This window comes from Candidatus Saccharimonadaceae bacterium ML1 (genome assembly GCA_030253535.1).
GTDB classification, from domain to species: Bacteria; Patescibacteriota; Saccharimonadia; order Saccharimonadales; family Saccharimonadaceae; genus Saccharimonas; species Saccharimonas epibionticum.
In genome coordinates this window covers 295,590-315,152 of record CP124550.1, presented here as the reverse complement: position 1 = coordinate 315,152, position 19,563 = coordinate 295,590, and the positions used below count along the sequence as shown (strand labels likewise).

At 50.4% G+C, this 19,563-nt stretch carries 17 protein-coding genes and 1 tRNA gene; 12 read left to right on the top strand and 6 right to left on the bottom strand.

What is annotated here, in order from left to right:
• Positions 1-282 precede the first annotated feature (282 nt).
• Positions 283-537: an integrase core domain-containing protein gene (locus SEML1_RS01610; protein WP_376754316.1), complete on the bottom strand. Its 255-nt coding sequence runs from the start codon at positions 535-537 to the stop codon at positions 283-285.
• A gap of 162 nt (positions 538-699) precedes the next feature.
• Between SEML1_RS01610 and gltX the strand changes: the two genes are divergently transcribed.
• The gene (gene gltX, locus SEML1_RS01605; protein WP_376754315.1) at positions 700-2,169 is read left to right on the top strand and encodes a glutamate--tRNA ligase; all 1,470 of its coding nucleotides are present in this window, start codon (positions 700-702) and stop codon (positions 2,167-2,169) included.
• Here gltX and SEML1_RS01600 read toward each other — a convergent pair.
• The gene (locus SEML1_RS01600; protein ID WP_376754314.1) at positions 2,161-2,742 is read right to left on the bottom strand and encodes a hypothetical protein; all 582 of its coding nucleotides are present in this window, start codon (positions 2,740-2,742) and stop codon (positions 2,161-2,163) included. The two genes, gltX and SEML1_RS01600, sit on opposite strands and share 9 nt — an antisense overlap.
• Positions 2,743-2,877: 135 nt before the next feature.
• On the opposite strand from SEML1_RS01600, the gene SEML1_RS01595 reads away from it, so the two are divergent.
• From SEML1_RS01595 to SEML1_RS01570, 6 genes are all read left to right on the top strand, one after another.
• Positions 2,878-4,002: a DUF3048 domain-containing protein gene (locus tag SEML1_RS01595; RefSeq protein WP_376754313.1), complete on the top strand. Its 1,125-nt coding sequence runs from the start codon at positions 2,878-2,880 to the stop codon at positions 4,000-4,002.
• Complete coding sequence (locus SEML1_RS01590; RefSeq protein WP_376754312.1) at positions 3,993-5,546, top strand: sensor histidine kinase; 1,554 nt, start codon at positions 3,993-3,995, stop codon at positions 5,544-5,546. The genes SEML1_RS01595 and SEML1_RS01590 overlap by 10 nt, the downstream gene beginning before the upstream one ends.
• A gap of 13 nt (positions 5,547-5,559) precedes the next feature.
• Positions 5,560-5,952, top strand: coding sequence for a response regulator transcription factor (locus SEML1_RS01585; RefSeq protein ID WP_376754311.1), 393 nt, complete (start codon positions 5,560-5,562; stop codon positions 5,950-5,952).
• Between the two features lie 23 nt (positions 5,953-5,975).
• A tRNA-Glu gene (locus SEML1_RS01580) sits at positions 5,976-6,050 on the top strand.
• A gap of 92 nt (positions 6,051-6,142) precedes the next feature.
• On the top strand, positions 6,143-6,613 hold the full coding sequence (locus SEML1_RS01575; RefSeq protein WP_376754310.1) for a hypothetical protein: 471 nt from the start codon (positions 6,143-6,145) through the stop codon (positions 6,611-6,613).
• Entirely contained in the window at positions 6,610-9,396 is a 2,787-nt protein-coding gene (locus tag SEML1_RS01570; RefSeq protein ID WP_376754309.1) for a hypothetical protein, read from the top strand. Before SEML1_RS01575 ends, SEML1_RS01570 begins: the two co-directional genes overlap by 4 nt.
• Positions 9,397-9,489: 93 nt before the next feature.
• Here the strand turns inward: SEML1_RS01570 and SEML1_RS01565 are convergent, their stop codons facing one another.
• Both SEML1_RS01565 and SEML1_RS01560 read right to left on the bottom strand, forming a co-directional pair.
• Entirely contained in the window at positions 9,490-10,311 is an 822-nt protein-coding gene (locus tag SEML1_RS01565) for an alpha/beta fold hydrolase (protein ID WP_376754308.1), read from the bottom strand.
• Positions 10,311-11,153, bottom strand: a complete 843-nt coding sequence (locus tag SEML1_RS01560; RefSeq protein WP_376754307.1) for a zinc metalloprotease HtpX — start codon at positions 11,151-11,153, stop codon at positions 10,311-10,313. Before SEML1_RS01560 ends, SEML1_RS01565 begins: the two co-directional genes overlap by 1 nt.
• Positions 11,154-11,369: 216 nt before the next feature.
• Here SEML1_RS01560 and SEML1_RS01555 point away from each other — a divergent pair, with 216 nt between their 5' ends.
• The 5 genes from SEML1_RS01555 (at position 11,370) to der (ending at position 17,626) form a co-directional block, all read left to right on the top strand.
• Complete coding sequence (locus SEML1_RS01555; RefSeq protein ID WP_376754306.1) at positions 11,370-13,262, top strand: sensor histidine kinase; 1,893 nt, start codon at positions 11,370-11,372, stop codon at positions 13,260-13,262.
• 51 nt (positions 13,263-13,313) lie between these two features.
• Positions 13,314-14,801, top strand: a complete 1,488-nt coding sequence (locus SEML1_RS01550; protein ID WP_376754305.1) for a response regulator transcription factor — start codon at positions 13,314-13,316, stop codon at positions 14,799-14,801.
• Between the two features lie 21 nt (positions 14,802-14,822).
• Complete coding sequence (locus SEML1_RS01545; protein ID WP_376754304.1) at positions 14,823-15,530, top strand: pseudouridine synthase; 708 nt, start codon at positions 14,823-14,825, stop codon at positions 15,528-15,530.
• Between the two features lie 33 nt (positions 15,531-15,563).
• Positions 15,564-16,085, top strand: a complete 522-nt coding sequence (locus tag SEML1_RS01540; protein WP_376754303.1) for a hypothetical protein — start codon at positions 15,564-15,566, stop codon at positions 16,083-16,085.
• A gap of 134 nt (positions 16,086-16,219) precedes the next feature.
• Positions 16,220-17,626 (top strand): ribosome biogenesis GTPase Der, encoded by a 1,407-nt coding sequence (gene der, locus SEML1_RS01535; protein WP_376754302.1) that lies wholly within the window; start codon positions 16,220-16,222, stop codon positions 17,624-17,626.
• Between the two features lie 25 nt (positions 17,627-17,651).
• Here der and SEML1_RS01530 read toward each other — a convergent pair whose 3' ends face one another.
• Complete coding sequence (locus tag SEML1_RS01530; RefSeq protein ID WP_376754301.1) at positions 17,652-18,143, bottom strand: hypothetical protein; 492 nt, start codon at positions 18,141-18,143, stop codon at positions 17,652-17,654.
• Between the two features lie 130 nt (positions 18,144-18,273).
• On the bottom strand, positions 18,274-19,503 hold the full coding sequence (locus SEML1_RS01525) for a site-specific DNA-methyltransferase (RefSeq protein WP_376754300.1): 1,230 nt from the start codon (positions 19,501-19,503) through the stop codon (positions 18,274-18,276).
• Positions 19,504-19,563: the final 60 nt, after the last annotated feature.

Here is a 19,563-nt window from a genome sequence, read left to right as displayed (position 1 = left end):
TGGGGCTCGCCAGATTCCTGACCTTGGTGCATGTGTTCGGGCTGGTTAGGATCAACCGCCCACGCCTCGTCACCTTCGTCAGGAACGAACTGGTTGGCAATGTCACTCAGATCGCGCCTACTAGGCATGATCATCTCCTAGCTGCTCAAGGATGACTGTATTTCAGCCTACGTCGCAGTATGTAGAATAGAATAGAATAGAATAGAATATGTCAATACCTTGTATGGGATCCAACACATTCTGGACTCTCCTGGGCTTAATTTTAGCATGTTTATGTAGACTTTAAGTGGTAGGGTTTGGATATCTAGGTAGTTTGGGTCTCGGTGGTTGAAAGTGAGGGCGCTTAATATTGTAATAAAACAGCCAGTTAGCTAGCTCATGGTTAAAGCGGGTGGCGTCTTCAAATAGCAGAGTCAGGTTGGGGTCGATGCATTCTTCTTGGCTGGTGTGGTTATAGCGTTCAATCTTGCCGTCATAGATAAGCATTCTAGCATAATTCCGAAATGCATAATGTTTAGCTCGGCTAATTTTGCTCATAATTATTATCGTAATTATGCATAATTCTTCTCTTTATATAAAAGGCAAAGAGATAACACAGTAGTTTATATTATAGAATAGCCAAATTCAGTAAGTTAAAATGGGGCGTTCAGCAAAATTTAAGTATGTAAATATCCATTTGATGTTATATAATTTAACTATATGATGACAACCATTCGCACGCGATTTGCACCGAGTCCGACGGGTTATATTCATGTCGGCAATGTTCGCGCGGCGCTGTTCCCGTGGCTTTTAGCGCGGCAGCAGGGCGGCACGTTTATTTTGCGCATTGAAGACACCGACCGCGCGCGTTTTGTGCCGGGTGCAGAGGGTTTAATTTTAGATACGCTTGAATGGCTGGGACTTGACTGGGACGAAGGACCACGGCGCGGCGGCGAGTACGGTCCATATCACCAATCCGAGCGGCTCGAAATCTACCGCGCATGGGCGCAGACGTTAATCGACAAGGGGCTGGCATACGCCGATCCATACACCCCAGAGCAAGTGCAAGCCTTCCGCGACGAAGCGCGCGCCGCTAAAAAAGCATTTTTGTACCGCGATTACCGCCCCGAAAATCCGCCGGCATGGGACGGCACGCAGCCGCTGCGATTCAAAGTCGCTAATCCGAAACGCTACACTTGGCACGATCCGGTAATGGGCGAGTTATCTGCTGGACCAGAAGCGCTTGATGATTTCATTCTTATCAAAGCCGACGGCTACCCGACGTATAATTTTGCACACATCGTAGACGACGCTGAAATGCATATCACGCATGTCATCCGCGGTCTGGAGTACATCTCGTCGATTCCGCGCTATTTAAGCCTATACGAAGCATTTGGGTTGACGCCGCCGGTTTTAGCGTGCCTGCCGCACATCATGGCGCCCGACGGTAAGAAAAAGCTTGGTAAACGCGACGGCGCAAAAAGCGTCTCCGATTACCGCACCGATGGGATTTTGCCCGAAGCGATGCTGAATTTTCTCGCGAGCATGGGCTGGAACGACGGCACCGAGCAAGAAATCTTCAGCCGCGACGAGCTGATTGAGAAATTCAGCCTCAGCCGCGTGCAAAAATCCGGCGCGCGCTTCGACGAAAAGCGGCTGCTTTGGATGAGCGGGCAATGGATTCGGCGCCTGAGTTTGGACGATTTATATACACGGGTGAGCAATCCTGCTGGCAACAGATCTTCGAAGCAATCTGCGGCTGCTTCTACTTACTGGCCGCCCGCCGCAGCGCAGGCGAGCGAGGATTACAAAAAACGCGTTCTCGCCCTGGCGCAAGACCGCTTAAAAACACTTGCCGACTTGCCCCAGCTCACCAATTACTTTTTTGAAGAACCCACGCGCGACGACTCGCTCATTGAGACGAACAAACAGCTCAAAAAACTTTCGCCCGGTGAGCGCCAAGCCCTCATGCGCACTGCACACGATTCACTCGCCGCGCTCACCGATTGGACGCCGGAATCAATTCAGCAGCGCCTTAACGATTTACTCGAAAAAACTAGTCAAAAACCCGGCATCTTATTCAGCCTTGTCCGTATCGCCATCACGTGGGCGCCATTCAGCCCGCAGCTCAACGACACGCTCGCGCTACTCGGCAAAGAGACGACGCTTAAGCGGCTAGCATCATTCTAGTGTAAACGATGTATGCAGATCTATCTCTGTTGACGGATGCTCAAGCGGGTAGCGGTAAGGGAGCTCTCTTTCGTTCACGACGCGATAAAACCGCCACCAACGCGAATCTTCAAATTCCGCTTGATTGCCCGAAATAAAGTGAACATTCGGATGATGGCCGTCATCAATCCCGCGCGGCAGCAGCCCGGCGCGCACGCTCGTACTCTCCAGCCGGCTCGCGAGAAAACCGTATTTTGCGAGGCAACGAACAATGATGGGCTTACGCATCGTTGAAGTCTCGCCAATCGCCAGCCCCAATTCTCCCTGCGCCACTTTGGTAAAATAGTCAATCATCGACATGCCGGCCATGGAATCTCGCGGAGCACCGCGAAATAGCATACCAGCAAAATGCGCAATTCTGCCAGCCTCTGAGTTAAACGTGACGCGCGGCGAACTCAGGCGCTCAGGATGATCGCCAAATACCATTCGATAGCGCGTTCCGCCTTCAACACTGTACAACCCGGCGCTCAGCTGCGTTCCATTAGCCAATGACAGAGGAGGCAGCGTATGCTCAAAATGATTTTTCGTAGACATTATCCTTTTATTATATAATATTTATATAAAATTAGCAATAGTATTGTTGTTTTTCAACCTATAACGATACTAAGCCGCAAGTATCGCATCAAAACGCCACGGTACGGTACGCAATCTGTTATAATAACCATAAGCATGGACACAAAAAGATCAACCGAGCTCAGCCGCAAGCTGCTTGCCAAACAGCAGCCAGGCAAAATCAAACGGTTTCGCGCGTTTATTGAGCGCCACCGCTTAGCGACGATATTGATTTGCGGCGTGCTGCTCATTTTTATCGGCTGCGCGGCAGCGTTTTATTTAACCTATCAGCCGCCTGTTGCGCAAACCGACCACACGCCAATTGTACGCAAGAAGAAAACCGGACCGACAAAATTCTACTCGCAGCTCAATGGAATAGAAGTTGCCGACGAAACCGCTGTCACCAAACCGGTCACTGCAGTGATGATTGAGAACTCGCCGGATTCGCGCCCGCAGTCCGGGCTAAAACAGGCGGAAGTCGTCTATGAGGCGATCGCCGAAGGAGGCATCACGCGATTTTTGTGTTTATACCAACAACATAAACCGGGTCTAGTCGGACCGGTGCGCAGCCTGCGTATGTATTACGTTGATTGGCTCGCGCCGTATCAAGCAAGCGTTGCCCATGTCGGCGGCAGCGCAGCAGCACTCGCCGAAGTCCGCAACGGCAGCTACCGCGACATTGACCAGTTCTTCAACAGCGGCAGCTATTGGCGTGCTCGCGACCGCTATGCGCCGCATAATGTCTACACAAACTTTGAAAAACTCGACGCGCTCAACGCCGCGAAAGGCTACAAAAACTCGCAATTCTCCGGGCAAGCGCGCGCCGACGGCACAGCCAGCGAACAGCCAAACGCCACGAGTATTGATATCAACTTTAGCGGTCCACTCTACAACACGCACTACGACTACGATAAAGCAAGCAACTCATACCTGCGCAGCATTGGCGGCGCAGCCAGCAACGACCGCGAAGAAGGCCGCATCGCGCCGAGCGTCGTCATCGCCATGCGCGTCGACGAAACCACCGTACGCGAAGATGGCTGGCGGCAAAGTATCGTCACAGTCGGGAGCGGCACGGCGCATGTTTTCCAAAACGGCACGGTCGTTGAAGCAACATGGCGCAAAGGCAGCCGCGCCGAGCCGTTACGCTTTTTCGACGCCAACGGCAAAGAAATCGCGCTCAATCGCGGGCAAACCTGGATAGGCGCGGCGGCAAATAGCGGAGGAGGCGTCGCGTGGCATTAGGAAAAAACACGCGCCATGCGCCGAAGCGCGTCGCCGAAATGCGCGACTATTGGAGAATTTACCGCCGGAACGCGATCTTGCTTTCGCTCCTCACGCAGCTGCTCGTCGTATTGGTAGTCGGCGGGGCGTTAATCGTGGCAGGCGCGCACATCGACGCGCTGCCGTTTATCATCACGATGGGCGCAACAATTATAACGTCTGTAGCGCTGAATATTTATTTAATACTGTTTTTGCTGGCTCCCTTGCGCGATTTAGCAACTGCGATCGCGCGCGCCGCCGGACAAACTGTCGACCAGCCGCTCGGCAATCCAAATTTGCCGCGCTATGCTAAAGACGGTTTTCACGATATGCTGCTGTATATTTACAAGAATAATTCCGCCGACAATGCTGATGCAGACAATTCACATGCCTCACAGCGCTATAAAACACTGCTCACTGCGCTCAATCAAACAAACACCGGCATCGTCGTCATGAATACCGCCGGCGAGATTTCGTTCGCCAACCGCGCAGCGCCCGTCAAGCAAACAAAAGAGGGTGCGCTCAAATTAGAGTTATTATTCGATGAGCCAGACGATTTTACAAATTGGCTCGCCGCTTGCGAGACCAACACGGTACACGCCCAGCAAACTTGGCTACGCGTACCAAATAAAATCATCGGCGATGAAGACCGGCGAATATTCAACGTAACCGCCAGCTTTGAACAGGGGAGCGCCGCCGAAGTCGTGCTAATCGCATACGACGAATCAGACATTTACCAACCGGAAGACGACGGGTTAGATTTCATCTCGTTTGCGGCGCACGAATTGCGCGGTCCAATTACAGTCATTCGCGGCTACTTAGATGTACTATCGCTTGAGCTTGAAGACGTACTTACCGCCGAGCAAAAAGAGTTATTTCAGCGCCTCATCGTCAGCGGCAACCGCCTGTCCGGCTATATCAACAATATTTTGAACACAAGCAAATACGACCGGCGGCACTTGAAAATCCATCTCAGCGAAGAGTCGCTCGCGCACATTTACCAAACAATCCGCGACGACATGAACTTGCGCGCTTCGTCACAGCACCGCCAACTCGTTGTTGATATTCCCGATAATTTGCCGACTGTCGCCGCCGACCCGTCAAGCATTAGCGAAGTTTTATCAAACCTGATTGACAACGGCATCAAATATTCAAATAACGGCGGTATTGTGCGCGTTAACGCCGCCGTTGAGGGCGCGTTCGTGAAGGTTTCGGTTGTTGACAATGGTATCGGTATGCCGGCAAACGTCGTCGGCAATCTATTTCACAAATTCTACCGCTCGCACCGCTCGCGCGAAACCGTCGCCGGCACAGGAATTGGGCTGTACATTTGTAAAGCGATCGTTGAAAGCCACGGCGGCACGATCAGCGTATCAAGCACCGAAGGCGTCGGCTCAACGTTTTCATTCACGCTGCCGGTCTACGCCAGCGTCGCCGAAACCTTGCAAGCAAACGGACATATTAACACGGCGCTCGTCGCGCGGCATGGCGAATCAATTACCAATCACGCAACCTATTCAGGGTAAAGGAGTCTACACTATGGCGATAAAAACGATTTTAATGATTGAAGACGACCGGTTCATCGGCGAAATGTATGTGCGCAGTTTGCGCCAGGCAGGTTACGACGTCGAATGGGCGATCGACGGGCGCGACGGGCTGGTGATGGCAACCAACAAAGCGTACGACTTGGTATTGCTTGACATCATGCTGCCAGAACTGCGCGGACAAGAAATCTTGCGCGAGATCAAAAAGAATCCGGTCGCAAAGCATTCGCATGTTGCCGTCATGACGAATTTTGATCAAGACGAAGAAACGCGCCAAGAAATTGAACGTAATGTCGACGCATATTTCGTGAAAGCGGAGATTACGCCGCGGCGCCTGCTTGAAATCGTACAGCAGATCGGCAATTCAGCGGTAGACGCGAACGAGTAATTTTGATATAGTAGATGACGCTAGGTCGTATCGTCTAACGGTTAGGACATCAGGTTCTCATCCTGGCAATCCGGGTTCGATTCCCGGTACGATCACCATGAAAATTACGACAAGCCTCATCAATACACGCCGCGTACTGCGGCGATGTTTTATTATTGCCGGCAGCTTCGTCTTGCGATATACTGGAAGCATGAGCAAGAAAAAGGTAGGGATTACGCTGGGCACAAAAAGTCGTGCCGCTATAGTAATTATTATCATCGGCGGTATCGGCGGCGCACTCGCCATAGGGTGGTTATATGCCGGTATAAAACAACTAGATGAACGAGTGGTCGTATCAAAAAATATCTGCAACGATAATCTTGTTGCGAAATATAATGAATCGCTATCTGACACCGCTAAGTTAAAAGACCTTGTTTCAACTATTACATCAAAAAGTGGCAGTGACAATGATGCCTCGTGCCTGTATATGCGCTATTACTACCTCGCACTTATCAATACCGGATCGCAAACCGATGAGCTTAATAATACATACCACAAAATAGTCGCACTTGCCGATAAAGGCATCTATCCAAGTCCAAAGCTACAAACGATGACAAGCTTACAACAAATGGAGGCTTTGCGTGGAGGTGTCACTCAAAACAACCAAGGTAAGCCACAGTGATGCGTACATATTTTAGCCAGACATTAGGTAAAAATGTTGCACGGACAATTTTGTTGGTGGTAAGCGTGGCATTCGTACTGACGGCGTGCATGTATCAACAAGCAAATGCATGGCGAGGCAGCAATGGAAAGAATTCAGGTCGAAATCGTGCAGAAGAAACTGGCTGGGGTGGCAATCCGTGTGGAGACAGTAGGTTCCTTTCATATCCATGCGCCGTGTTCTGGCTCTCAAATCCAGGATCTAGCTACTTAAGCGAGGCGGGGTCAACGCCAGATAATCCTATTTGGGTAGATTGGAATGCCACTAAGCTGCGTGCAAATATCCGCGGATCGTGGAACACGCAGTTTTCAAGCGATACCCACATCTACTCATTATTTTCCATCGGTGGGGGCGGACGCAATGTGCGCGTGCTCAATCTGAATGGACACAAAGACTCTAACGGTAGTATATTCTTTGATCGAGGTCACCGCAGCGGACACGGTATATGGTGGTGGATTAATTCAAATGATCAGCTTGAGCTAGAAATTGATATTAACGGCGTTGCTAAACCTGGCGGTCCTGCAGAAAGAGTGAGGTTTAATGGGACGAGCTGCTTGGCACGAAAATTCGGAAATATCGTAAAAACCTATAGCGGAAAATCTATTAATTGCGACACTGAGGGCACAAATTTCTGGCTGCGCCGGCGCGCCAAACCGCAAGGCTGGGATGTTAACGGACAAACGTATGCTGTCGCCAAATCTGGTTCTGGTTACACATCTTACAAAAACTATAAGAATTCTCAGCCGGATGGATGGGGTGCAATCAACCATGCATCTGATCAGCCGACAATAGGCTCAGGTGAGCTCGCACGCTTTTCGAGCAACTTACGCAACGTTGAATTACCTGGATACGGAAGACAAGAGCTTGAGCTAAAAATAAATATCAAAAACACGTTTTTCCGCAATTATCATGAGGTTGTAAATTGTGAACGCCAAAACTGGAACAGCTGTGGCAGCGACACAAAAATAGTTGTGTGGCGAGGTGCAGATCCTCCCGCCAAGACACAGTGCTCAGGGCAAAAATACCGCAGTTGGGATACCATTTTTATTAAACCAGATGCACTCAGTCTATACAGCTATGACGATGATTGCCTCGGCATGCGCATACCAAGCGATGGCAGCAAAATAGGCTGGTATGTATGTCAAAAAGTTGCATGGTATTGGAATACTTCTATAGATCATGTATGGGACAACTCCGTTCCGGCCTGCTTCGTTGTCAAATCAACCTTTGACCTCATTCCAAAAATCGGCGACGGCAGCACATCAATTGGCGCCACCAATCAAGACACGCAAATCGATGCGCCGAGTATCATCCAAAACGAAGGAGGCATCTTGCGTAATATCGGCGTAGATTGGGGTACATACGACTTCAAAATCCCGAACTCGGTTATCCAATCAGCCGGCGGAGAGAGTGCCGTAACAGCTATTTTTAATCAAATATTTAACAAAACAAGCTCCGGATCGCTGCGCTACGCCGAAGTTGATTTTGGCTCAATTGTTCACGCCTGCGAATGGATGAAAGGCAATCCAGACTTGCACGCATATGTGCCGGATTGTAATACGCTCGCAGGCGCTATTGTCTCCGCATTAAGTAGCGGCGGCAATCAAGTGAACAATGAAAAGCTGAAAACGACAGGCGCGCAAGTCGGCGATCTCGTGTGTCGAACCATGACTATCCGCCATTACAATTGGGGCACACGTGCAGGCGGCGATACGCACCGCCGAGTCGCATATCCAAAGTGTTACCGTATTGCGAAAAAACCATCCGTACAAGTTTGGGGTAATGGTATTCGCGTCGGATCAAACTCCGGCGTTGTTACCGGGCTACCCGCCGCGCAATACACGCGATCATCAATCATCACCGCAATGAGCTCTCTTGCCGACAGCGGACAGCTCTTCGGCAGCTGGGGTGAATACGGCATGACGACGCCGCAGAACGGCGTAATTCGGTCGGCGTCAGCTGGCGGACTGTCGGGCGTCGGCGCGGGCGCAGCAAACGCGAGCACTTCAACCGAAGCGACCCGCAATAATTTATCGTTTGCAAACGCCGGCATACCAGGCGGCGGCTACGGAAAATGGGGAATGATTCCGGCGCAGCCAAACATTGGCGGACAATTTACCTCAAATGTACGCAATCACGCCGGTAATGTTTCACTTGGCGGTATGGCATCCGGCGTTTATAACGCCACAGCGCGCGTCGTAAAAATCAGCGGCGAAGTAGGAGCAGGCAAATCAATTATCATCAAAAGCGCAGGAACCGTTATTATTGACGGCAATATCACCTACGCTCCGTCAAGTTACCATAAATCAAGCGATATCACGCAGCTCGTCATAGTCGCAAGCAACATCATCATACGGAATAATGTCACGCAGGTGGATGCGTGGCTTGCGGCGACACCAAACAAAAACAACACGCAAGATGGCATCGTCTCGACATGCGAAGTCGACGAAACGCCAAACCTCACGGCGATTCGTGCGCGCGGCGTTAATTATGCAAACGGGCTCAATGCCAATACATGCAACCAGCAGCTGCGCATTAATGGTCCCGTGCTTGCGCGCGAGCTTCAATTGCGACGGACATTCGGCAGCGACAGGCGCGGAGCGGGAGATGTTGATGGTTACAACGACCCTGCCGAAATTATCAACATGCGCGCCGACGCATACCTCTGGGCGGCAAACTACATCTCCAACACGACAGGCAACATCACTACAGATTACACAATTGAATTGCCGCCGCGATATTAAGAGATCAATAGCTCTACTTACCGTAAGCCGCAACAGCTAGAAGAAGCCGGCAGCACCACTCAGCCAAGAGGATCGCTCTCAAACGCACGTATGCTAGCGAGATTGTATTACCGCCACAATTTCGCGCAGCGTGCGCTCGCGAATCGCGTGTCCAGTTGAGAGTGGACGCACGGTAATACATGAATTCACCCGCGCAAGAGCAGTAAAGTTGCGCGCCACTAACAGCGGATCAAGCCGCCCGTAGATGATTGTTGTCGGAATCGTTATGTGCCGCAATAGTCGCCCCGTCCGCTGGCTTATAATACCCGCTCGCAGCGTATTCTCAAATCCCGCAAACGTGTTTTTCGATAACTGCATGTGCGAAAATCCAAGCGCACCCAACTTATCGCCCAGCTCATAACCCGCCACTACCAAGTTGGGCGTTTTCAATACCTGGCGGTAAACGCTACGCAGTAATTTATCTTGACGCAGCCAATCGCGCCGGCTGCCCGTTTCATCGCGGTAAATCGGCGGCGACACGAGCACCTCCTGCCGTACAATCCCGCGGTACATATGCGAAAACTCCGTCGCCACTAACGCGCCGAACGAATGTCCAATCAGTACAACAGGACCAGATAATCCTGCTGCCACACAGGTCGTAAGCACATGCCGCGCCTGTTCCGATGCGCGATAGATTGATTCGTCATGCGGTTGCGGAGATTCACCATGACCGAGCAAATCCACCACGATATAGTTACTCTGCTTCGGCAACTGCGCAAGTAGCGGCTGCCACAACGCGCCCGTATCCGCGAGCCCGTGAATCAGTACGTACGTCGTCGCGAACGGACGCCGCAGCCGCTTGTACCGCACTGATAGGCGATAGGGAATATGCAGCCACCGGTGAACAATCCTATCCCGCCAGCCGTTACGCGCCACTAGTTGCCTTCGTCAAGTTCTTTCAGCCGCTCAACGCGATCCTCGGTCGGCGGATGCGTCGAAAAGAGTGCCGCCAGGCCTTGCATCGAGAACATATTCGCAAACATGAGGTGCGCCGACGCTTCCTGTGCAGGCGACGCGCCAATCGGCGGCTGCGAATATTTCCAATCTTCAAGCTTGCGGAGCGCTCGTGCAAGCGGCTCGCCCGTGCCAAGCACATCGTGGCTATGCTCATCCGCTAGATACTCGCGGCTGCGCGACACCGCCATCTGAATCATCATCGCGGCAATCGGCGCCAGTATCGCCATTAAAACCATCGCAAGCGGGTTTGCGTCTTCGTCGTCTGAGCCGCCGAAGAAAAATGCAAATTGCGCTAAATAGCTAATTGCGCCTGCTACCGTTGCGACAACTGTCGACACGAGCATATCGCGGTTCTTCACATGTCCTAGCTCATGCGCTAATACCGCCTCAAGCTCGTCGTCTTCTAGAATTTCCATAATGCCCGACGTCACCGCCACTGCCGCATGCTTCGGCGAACGCCCCGTCGCAAAAGCGTTTGGAATCGGCGTGTCGACATAATACAGCTTCGGCATCGGCAAATTATCAAGAGCAGCGAGACGCTGCACAATCTGTTCAACCTGCGGATATCGAGCGCCAAGCGGCTGAGCACCCTGCATCTTCAATACAATTGAGTCGCTGAAGAAATACGTCACAACGTTTGAAACCGCCGCAATCCCGAGCGCCAACAGCATGCCGGACCGCCCGCCAATCATATAGCCGACCGCCATAAATAGCGCCGTCAGCACTGTCATCAAAAGAGTTGTTTTGAAAATCTGTCGCATATTTCTTATTATATCCGACAACCTTAAAAATAGCTAAAAATTATTTCGCCTATGCTATACCGCAGGGATTCGCATAAAGCCAACGAGCATCCAGTGCTTGAATCCTCCGAGACAACCCGATATACTACTAAGCAGACATAAGCACTAACGAAATTAGGGGGCGCTACGGCTCAATTTATCAACCGGTTTTGGCATCGTCGGCTGAGCGAAGCGATTATGATTATAAGCGGCGCTATCGTCGGGCTATGCGTGTGGTCTCTTGCCGCCGGATCAGATGCTGCGAGCGAACGATTATTCGTGCCGGTTATACCGGGCATTCTTGCGGCAATGGTGCTCATCGTCGCCGTAGCGTCGTATTTCGCCGCACCGTACCATAAACTTACCGTGTCGTGCTGGCTGAATTATGCGCTCTGCTGCGTGATGGCGGTTGCGCTTGTCATGACGACAGGCGGCGTTCGTTCGCCGTTTATGAGTTTACTCGTCATGTTTGCGCCGATTGCCGGCGTGCTTGGCAAGCAAATGGTTGCACTCTTCGGCGGACTTGTTGTCGCATTTGCCGCGCAGCAAATTATTATGAAAAGCACGCCCGTTGCGCAGTCGTTGCCGGTTATTGCCGTGCTTGCGATCGCATTCTGCGCTGGCTTGCCGTTTTGGCTGCGCCAATTCGCCGCTGCGCACGACGCCGCAAAAGACCGCTCGTATCAAGAGCTCGCCACCAAACTTGATAAGGCAGCGAGTACATCAGAGGTTGTCATTAACGCAATCGGCGACGGCGTACTCGCACTCGACGACAAAGGAACGGTGAAGCTTATCAATCCCGCCGCACAGCAAATGATCGGCTGGAGAGAGCAAGATGCCGTCGGGTTCAATTACAAGACCATTTTGAAATTACAGACGTCAACCGGCACGGACATTTCAGACAGCACCAATCCAGTCATGATCGCGCTCAGCAACAACAAGCCGGCAAAAGACGATACATTAAGCGTGCAAACGCAGTCTGGCAAATCATTTTTGGCGTACATTTCCGTCAGCCCGATCGGCACAGATGACGTGCACGACGGCGTCATTGTCGTATTCCGCGACATCACCGCCGAACGCCGCGACGAGCGCCAACGCGCTGAATTCGTCAGCACCGCCAGCCACGAAATGCGCACGCCCGTCGCAAGCATTGAAGGCTATTTGGGGCTGGCACTCAACCCGCAAACCGCTTCAGTCGACGACCGTGCGCGCGGCTACATTACAAAAGCACACGAGTCGGCGCAACATTTAGGGCGGCTATTCTCCGACCTGCTTGATATTAGCAGAGCCGACGACCACCGCCTGAAGAATGACCCGCACATCATTGACGTCATTCCGTTCATCGGCGACATCGTCGAAGGACTCAAGCCGCACGCCGATGAAAAAGGACTCGACCTCATTTACCGGCCGACACAAAACGAGGATGGCGCCAAACAAGTCAGCCCGATCTTTTATGCTAATGTCGATAACGATCATCTGCGTGAAATCGTCCAAAATCTCATTGAAAACGCTATTAAATACACGCCTGCCGGCTCGGTCGCTGTCGATATCACTGGCAATGATAAACAAGTCACTATCAGCGTGTCCGACACCGGCATCGGCATTCCGCGCGAAGACCAAGCGCACTTGTTCCAAAAATTCTACCGCGTCGACAACACCGACACGCGCGAAATCAATGGCACCGGCCTCGGTTTATACTTATGCCGCCGGCTTGCCGAAACGATCGGCGGGCGCTTATGGGTTGAGAGCGAGTATAAAAAGGGAAGTACGTTCTTCGTATCAATTCCGCGCGCTGATAATGCAACCGCGCAGCGTTTAATCAAAGAATCCGCGCTCAAAGCATCAATTGCCGCCACAAGAGCACAGCAGCAAAACCAGCCGCCAGCCCAAGATACAATGCAGGCGGCGCTGGCGCAATCCTCGTCCGAGCCAACGCCGCAGCCAATCGACACGCCGCCCGCCGCACCGGACGCACAAACTCCATACACCAACACGCCGCTATCATCAATCGAAGCTAATCCCGAACAGTACATCAAACAGCTGCGGCAGCAAGTTTCACTATCAGTTCCGCCGCGCGATCCGCCAAAATAACCGTAAGCGCTATGGATTTTTCACAACAATATCGGTACAATAGGGGGTAAGATGACAAAAATATTATTAGTAGAAGACGACAAGAGCTTGCGCGAAATCTATAACGTTCGGCTCGGCGCCGAGGGGTACGACATCGTGTCTGCCGGCGACGGCGAAGAAGCGCTTGCACTGGCGATCAAAGAGCGCCCCGACCTCATCGTGAGCGATGTGATGATGCCAAAGATTAGCGGTTTTGATATGCTCGACATTTTGCGCAGCACTACCGAGACCAAAAACGTTAAAGTAATCATGATGACCGCGCTGTCAAACGAAGAGCAGCGCCGGCGCGGATTAGCACTTGGCGCAGACCGCTACCTTGTTAAATCACAGGTCGGTATTGAAGATGTCGTCCGTACCGTACATGAAGTGCTTGAGGATAATTCGTCGACCGCAAGCGGACCAGCACCACTCGTGTCTTCAGAAGACACCGATGACGATATCTATGATATAAGTGCACCTGAGCAGACAGAATCAACGTCTGCCACCATGACGCCACCGCGACCTAGCACAACATCGTCAATCACGTTGCCGGCGCGCCCAAATCCATCGGCCGCGCCGCAATCATCGCAACCACGCATCATTACTCAGCCGACACCAGCACCAATCACACCACCCGTGTCTCCGCCAGCGACTACAGCTACACCAACGCCCGTCACAGCACCAGTCCCGGTGAGTTCTGCTAGCTCAACCATGTCTATCGCGTCCGCAACAACCGCACCGCAACCGTCGACATTACCGCAGCCAGTCGCGCCATTTTCGACGCCGCGCCCGGGTTCATCAGGACATATTATTCAGCCGCTTGAGCACGATAATTCAAAAGATATTGTCGACATCACCGCACGCATGAGCCAAGAACTCGCCGGTACGCAGACGATCGATGCTATTCCTGCACCGCAACCTGTGTCTGTGTCAACGCCCACTCCACAGCCAGCACCAATCACACCACCCGTTTCGCCATCAACGACCATCACAGCCAGTCCCACACCTGAAGCAATACCAACGACATTTATAGCACCCACAGCACCGGATACTCCTCCTATTGATCTGTCCACTGTTACCAATCGCCTAGGCTCAGATTCGCTCAAACAAGAGCCGGCACTGCCAAGCGCGATAGCTGCTAATGTGCCGCAGCCAATAACATCGCCAGTTCCAAGCACGCCTCAGCCTCAGCCATTAACGTCACCCGTACCTCAAGTGCAAAAATCTCCCATTCCGCAGCAGCAGACATCAGTGCCAACAGCACCATCACCATCATACACAGCACAATCAGCGACAATCACACCACAGACAGCCACACCCGCACAAGGAGGTAGCACAGAGCAACCTGCCGCAAACCAGACAACGCCTCCTTTAGCCGCCACGCCGCCACTCCCAGTTTCTTCTGCGCCGCCACCGCCAATTCCTACGCCCGCAACCGCTAGCAGTAACACATCCGGATCTGGCTTAGAATTTGAAGAAACTGCCCGAGCAGATATGCCAGCATCGCAAACTATGCTATAATCCGCAGGCAAATTATACAGCATGAATACTCCGCACGACACCGACAAGTCATCGGAACGGCTCAATAAGTTCCTCGCGCGGCAGCTCGGCATCTCACGCCGCGAGGCTGATGTTTTGATCGAAAATGAAACTGTCACAATCAATAATACGCTCGCTACGCTTGGTGCGCGTATTACGCCGAGCGATAGCATTGACGTCGCAGGGGCGCCAGTCTCCCATAAGCCTGCCGCGCTACGCTACATCGCACTCAATAAACCCGTTGGCTACGTTTGTTCGCGCCGTGCGCAAGGCAGCACGCCGACAATTTATTCGCTGCTGCCGCCCGAATTTCACGCACTCAAACCGGTCGGACGCCTTGACAAAGATAGTTCTGGATTACTGCTTCTCACCAACGACGGCGACTTCGCGTACCGCATGACGCACCCAAAATTCGCTAAGACAAAGCAATATCGCGTCCGCCTTGACCGCGACCTTGAGCCGCTCCACCAGCAAATGATCAGCGACTTCGGCATAGATCTTGACGACGGGCGCAGCCAGCTCATACTCACGCGCCTCGACGACAACCGCCGCGAATGGCACATCACTATGAGTGAGGGACGCAATCGGCAAATCCGCCGCACATTTACAGCGCTCGGTTACACCGTCACTCGGCTACACCGCACGAATTTCGGGAATTATGCGCTGAGTGATATAAATCGAGGAGAATGGCGAGAGGTAAATATATCATAAATAGCATATTTAACATGATTTATATTTAGTATTATGATCAAATCACACGAACTCGTACCGTTTGTCGACTCGCTACAGTACTTAACCGATAAATATTATTATGACGAACCGCGCGAATTATATGACTATCGTGGTCGACCATTGATGTTTGCATCCACAAGTATATGGCATCATGATGCGCGAAAAGAGGCGGAATATAATACAAACCTCGGCGAATACCTCGCCCTCATGCTTGACGATCCGCCGATGACCGACTGGATCGCCGAGTGGCACGACAACGTAATGCCAACAATGCTTGATGAAATGAAACACTACCTAGAGCATGATGATTCGATATTAACGGTCGAGCAATTACACGACGTATCGCTCAGTGCCGAGCATCTCACAAAATATTGTCTGCCAGCCGCTGACACGCCGGAGAAACAAGCGGAGCTGTGGCACGTGTACGAACTAACGCGGGAATTTTTCTTGAATCATATGGACGATTTACGCGAAACGGCAAGGGAGTCTATCAAAACAATGGAGCAAGCGCGAGTTGAACGAGCTAAAAACTAATCTCCAAGATAGGCAGGCAAATCACCGAACTGTTTTTTTTCGCGGCACCGCTCAAAAAAAACTTCGCCCACCAACTCTAGAGAACTTATTCATGCTCGCACATTCCCATTACCTCTGTTATAATATACTGTATTATGGCAACGAAACTTCCAACAGTTGCAATCATCGGGCGGGCGAATGCCGGTAAAAGCTCGCTGTTTAACCGCATTATGCGCGCGCAGCAGGCAATTGTTGCACGCGAAGCGGGAACAACACGCGATAACGTCATTGGTAAAGCGCGCCACGGACAACATACATTTTGGCTGGTTGATACCGCCGGACTTAAGCCCGCTGAAGACGAGTTCGAAGCCACAATCCAAGAACAAATCGCCGAAGCTGCCGATGCTGCCGATGTCATTCTTGTCGCCGCCGACAGCACTGAATATCCAAACGACGAAGACCGTCGCGTCGCCAAAACCGCCCTCAAAAGCCGCAAACCCGTCATATTATTGCTAAATAAAACCGACTTGCGCGGCAGCCTGCCGGACGGCGAGTTTCGCCGCCTCGGCATCAAAACAATTATCCGCACCAGCGCTGAGCATAATACTGGTATTCACGAATTGCTTGACGCCGTCTGTACTGAAATTCCAATCATTCATGACAAGCCCGCGAGCGACATTGTAAAAGTTGCACTCATCGGCCGCCCGAATGTTGGCAAATCCAGTTTGTTCAACACGCTCGCCGGCAAACAGCAGGCTATCGTCGCTAATGTCGCTGGCACAACGCGCGACCTCGGGCGCATCACGCTCGGTTATCACGGACACAAGATTGAGCTGATTGACACCGCAGGCATCCGCCGCCAGGGTAAGCAAGCAGTCGGTATCGAAAAATTCAGCGTTTTGCGCAGTTTACAAGCCATTGAAGAAGCCGACATCTGCTTCCTATTAATGGACGTTAACGAACTCAACACTCAGCTTGACCAACGCCTTGCCGGGCTTATTAACGATGCCGGCAAAGGTTTGGTGCTCGTCGTAAGCAAGTGGGACGCCGCTATCGGCAAGGACGCTTACACGCGCGACGCGCTTGCGCCGCAGATTGCCAACACTTTCGACTTCGTACCATGGGCGCCATTGATTTTCACAAGCAGCACGACAGGACAGAACGTCACAAAATTATTCGACCTCGCGCTTGACATTCACGCGCGCCGCCAGCAATCCACTAAAACGCGCATTCTCAACGACATGCTGCAACGCGCCATTCAAGCGCACCCGCCCGCCGGGCTTAAAAATTCACATCCGAAGCTACGCTACATTGTTCATACTGATACCAATCCGCCGTGGTTTGTCGTTTACGGCAGTAACCTGAAGTTCGTCCACTGGAGCTACAAACGCTATCTAGAGCGACAACTGCGCGACGCCTACAACTACACCGGTACGCCGATCAAGCTCAGCTTCCGCGACGAAAAACAAATCAAATCTAACCGCGAACGCGCCGCCAAAGGCTTAGAGCCGGTCACGAAGGCATACAAGCGAACGAAAGAAACAAAAAGGCATAGTTGCTAAAATAACCTTAGTAGGGATCTAATGGTCAGACCTCGTTTACCATCTTTATAGCTGAAAGTGGTATATTTTTACAGCCCCTCTTCATTTGCAAGATATTAAATAATTGTAACGGCGTCTTACCTACTGAGTATATAGTAAAGCCGTATTGATTTATAAGATTCTGCAGTGAAATCGACTGGGTACTTCTTGAACCTGCTGGACGATTTTTCATTTTATCTTCAAGAAAACTTCCAATAGCAGGATTTTTTCCAAAAGCAAAAAATAACGGATCAGACGCATATCGCCATAAAGACAGACAAAGGTATACGTTCTGCTCCTTAAAAGCGTTTGCTTTTTCTTGATTCGTGTCATTAAAAGTAGCTCCCCAGGTACTTGCATCGAAACTTGCGGTCTTAACCTCTAAAAATTCAAAAGAACCATTCACTAACGTTCGTCGCGCATCAAAACCGTGTTTATCAACATTTATGTGTGTAAAATGCAAGTACTTAGCAGCCATACTATCACGAACTTCATTCATAAAAGTATCCGTGTCACCTCTGTCGTATTCTTCTTGAATATTACTAACTCTCTGAAAAACATCTAAGCTTTTTGTCAAGAATGTTTCGTCTATCGGCTGAAAGTTTCCCCTGTTCAATAGCATGTTCATATTAGTGGATTCTTTCAACATTAAAGTCCGAGGAATATCCCAACCTGTATTTCACTGTGTTTAAGCGGTGTATCATAAGTTGGTCAACACTTGGTGTAATATTATTTGAGATAGCGAACTTATACTGAGCCGTGCCTCTTGCAACCTTCTCGTCTAATTGAACTAGGTGAAATATATGGTTTTTCTTGTCCTCGGTATTAATTTCCATGACAGCCTGACCTGTAGTGCCAGAACCGGCAAAATAATCTAAAATCAAAGCATTATCTTTCTCATAGGTGGCTATACGAATAAGATATTTTATTAACTCAACAGGTTTTGGCGTATCAAATAGATTATATAAACCAAGTTTCTTCAGGTCGTTCGTTCCTTGTCGCGAGTAAAAATCAAGAATGGACAACACATTATCGCAAGCATCTTTTAAATAATGCATTTCGTATGGACGATCGCCTTTAAAATAAAGTTTATTTTCTTCATGAAGCCGGATAATTTTCTTTTTAGAAGACCACTTTCTCGTCTCTAAAGCCGGCAGCCTTAAATCTATCTCGTCAATAAACAGATCAGCAGGTGTGCCTGGCACGGATAGGTCTTTTGGAAAGAATATATCTCCCTTATCATCAACTTGCGAATAGTTACGAAGCCAAGTTATATCTTTCTTCGCCATATAATTAGAATTAAGCTTTGCAAGTAATTTTTCGGCAGCCTTTTTCCCCGAAGTCATAAACTCTTTGCGAACTCTTTTTGAAATATACTCGATCATAGGTGCTTCATTCGGACTGTCAGCTCTTTTAATTTGAAATTTGCCGAGATGTTTCTTGTTCCTAGCGTAAGACACAACATACTCATGAATTGTATTTATATGCTTAGAATTACTTCGTACGGCTTGTTTCGTTATAAAAATACCAATAAAATTATCTTTACCAAATATATCATCACACACCATCTTCAGCTCGCAGAGCGAACTATCATCTATCGAAATAAAAATAACTCCATCATCTTTCAGAATCTGTTTTGTTAATTCTAGCCGTTTTTTCATGAAGCTAATCCATTCGCCCGAACTACGCTTATCATTATAAGAAAAGTTTTTACCTGTATTGTACGGTGGATCAATATAAACTACGTCAAAGGTCACAAAATTGGTCGATAAATATCTTAAATAACTTAAGTTATCACCAATAGCAATGGTGTTATACGGTTTTATGTAATTATTTATCGATAGGTTACTGCTATTCATAGAACACTCTTCTGCAAGTGTCCCAAAATAAAATAGGACACCGCGACGGTGTTCTAAATC